We start from the raw sequence: 2,337 nt of genomic DNA, 5'->3' as shown, positions 1-2,337 counted from the left end.
CTTCGTCTTCTACGGCGAGGAAGAGAACGGCATGCAGGGCTTCGACCTCGGCGGCACCAAGGCCTACTCCGAAGAAACCCAGCAGATCATCGACGAAGAGGTCAAGAAGCTCATCGACAGCCTCTTCACCGAGACCGTCCAGCTGCTCGAAGACAACCGCGACAAGGTCGACGAGGTCGCCCGAGCCCTCATCAAGCACGAAACCCTCGACTCGGCCGACATCGACCGGATCATGAAGGGCGAAAAGGTCACCAAGCCGACCGTCAGCGACCTGCTCGACCAGGAACGCGGCAAGACCCCCGACACCCCCCGCCGCGGGACCGTCATCGCCCCCGGCAACGAAGACGACCCCGACGTCCAGGTCGGCACCGGTCCGGTTCCGTCACCGGGGTGAGGTGCTCGGATCGCGTGGATGTGAAAACCACTTCGGGTAGCCGCGACCTTACAGGTCGCGGTTCTCTCTTGAGTGCAGTCATCATTTCAACCGCTCCGATGCCACTGCATTCTTGCAGTGGTCGGGACGAAGCACTGCAATGATGCAGTGGCACCAGAACTCTGTCCGTCATCCCGAGCGAAGCCGAGGGACCTCGCCCGGTTCTGCGGTCAAATGGCAAGCGAGGTCCTTCGACTCGCTACGCTCGCTCAGGATGACGGCGCGGCCCTAGCGACGCGACGTCATTGGACGATTCGATGATCGACACACCATCCGACCCGATTCGCGACCTCAAGGCGCGCCGCCTCGGCGTGGTGCTGGCGTTGCCGGCGATCGCGATGTTCGCCGCCGCCCTCTACGGCTCGGCCGCCGTGCTGCGGCCGGCTCAGTCGGACTTCAACGCCCAACTCGCCGCCCTCCTCCGCGGCGATGCCGTCTGGCTCGTGATCGCTCTCGTGACGCTGGTCACCTCGTGCATCGTCCGACGACGCGTCATCCGAGTTCCGCTGCTGCTCGCAGCTACTGCTGCCTTTTCAGCGTGCGTCGCGACGTCAGCAACCACGCAGCTCGACCACGCGTCTGGTCTCTACGTCATTGCAGCCGGATTTGCTGCGGTCACGACGGTGACGTTCGCTTTGACTTCGCTCACTCGCGGACCGGGTCTCGTCGACCTCCCGGACGCGTGAGGCTCGAGCGCTCCAGGCACAAAGCTCCGACACTCGACACGCTCGAAACACGGTCTCCCCCCGAAGCATCGGACAGAGCGAAGCGTCGTCCATGGTCTGGTCTCGATGCAGCGTCTAACCCCGCCCCGGGGCGACGCTTCGCTCTGCCCACGGCTCCGTCACCACGAACGACTTCGTCTCGACGCTGCTCCGTACCCTCTTCCATGACTCCGTCCGACGTCGAAGTAAGTGCGTTTGCTGATGAACTTCGCGGCTCGAAACGCGTTCTGCTAACGACACACGTCCGACCCGACGGGGACGCACTTGGCACGACCGCGGCGTTGCAGCGCGCACTCGCGTCGCTCGGTTTCGACGCGTCCTGCCTCGTCCTGAGCGAAATCCCCGAGAAGTACGCCTTCCTCTATCACGGCGTGCCCCACCAAGTCATGCAACAAGGTGTACCACCCGCACCCCACTTCGACGGTGTCGACACGCTGCTCGTCTGCGATACCGGCACGTGGTCGCAGCTGCCCAGCCTACGCGAGACCGTCGAGGCCTTCGATGGACGCAAGCTCGTCCTCGATCACCACCTGACCCAGGAGGACTGGCCCGACCGGCACCTCGTCGACACCACCGCCGGCGCCGCGGCCGAGGTGGCGATGCGGCTGATCCACACGCTCGACGTCTCCATCGACGAGCCGATGGCCGTCGCGCTGTTCGCGGCGATGGCGACCGACACCGGCTGGTTCGGCTACTCCAACGCGTCCGCCCGCACGTTCCAGCTGGCTGGCGAATGCGTCGCCGCCGGGGCCGACCCGGACGCGCTCATGGCCCGGCTCTACCGCAGCGAACGCCCGCAAAAAATCCAGCTCTTCGCCAAAGGCCTGTCGTCGCTCGACCTCCGGCACGACGATCGCCTGGCCGTGATGACGCTGCGACGCTCCGACTACCAGGCCGCCGACGCCGAGGCCCAGGACTCGGAAGACCTCATCAACGAGCCGATGAAAATCGCGTCCGTCGCCGTCTCCCTGCTCGTCGGCGAACCGCTCACGCCCGATCCGACCGGCAAGCAGGCGATCAAGGTCAGCCTGCGCAGCAAAGGCCAAGTCGACTGCGCCGCCCTGCTCCAACCCTTCGGCGGCGGCGGCCACGCCAGGGCTGCCGGTGCCCGCGTCGAGGGCGACATCGACACCGTCCGCGAGCGCGTCGCCGAGGCCGTTTTTCAACTCCTCTGACCGG

Annotated in this window: 3 protein-coding genes; all 3 read left to right on the top strand. The window is 65.8% G+C overall.

What is annotated here, in order from left to right; all coding sequences use genetic code 11:
- On the top strand, positions 1–394 hold a 394-nt coding region (locus AAGI46_16905), incomplete at its 5' end, for an ATP-dependent metalloprotease (GenBank protein MEM1013887.1).
- Positions 395–690: 296 nt separating this feature from the next.
- Positions 691–1,119, top strand: a complete 429-nt coding sequence (locus tag AAGI46_16900) for a hypothetical protein (protein ID MEM1013886.1) — start codon at positions 691–693, stop codon at positions 1,117–1,119.
- Positions 1,120–1,322: 203 nt separating this feature from the next.
- Complete coding sequence (locus AAGI46_16895; GenBank protein MEM1013885.1) at positions 1,323–2,333, top strand: DHH family phosphoesterase; 1,011 nt, start codon at positions 1,323–1,325, stop codon at positions 2,331–2,333.
- Positions 2,334–2,337 lie beyond the last annotated feature (4 nt).

The sequence above is a fragment of the Planctomycetota bacterium genome (genome assembly GCA_038746835.1).
Taxonomy (GTDB): Bacteria; Planctomycetota; Phycisphaerae; order Tepidisphaerales; family Tepidisphaeraceae; genus JBCDKH01.
This window is presented reverse-complemented; position numbering and strand designations above follow the sequence as displayed.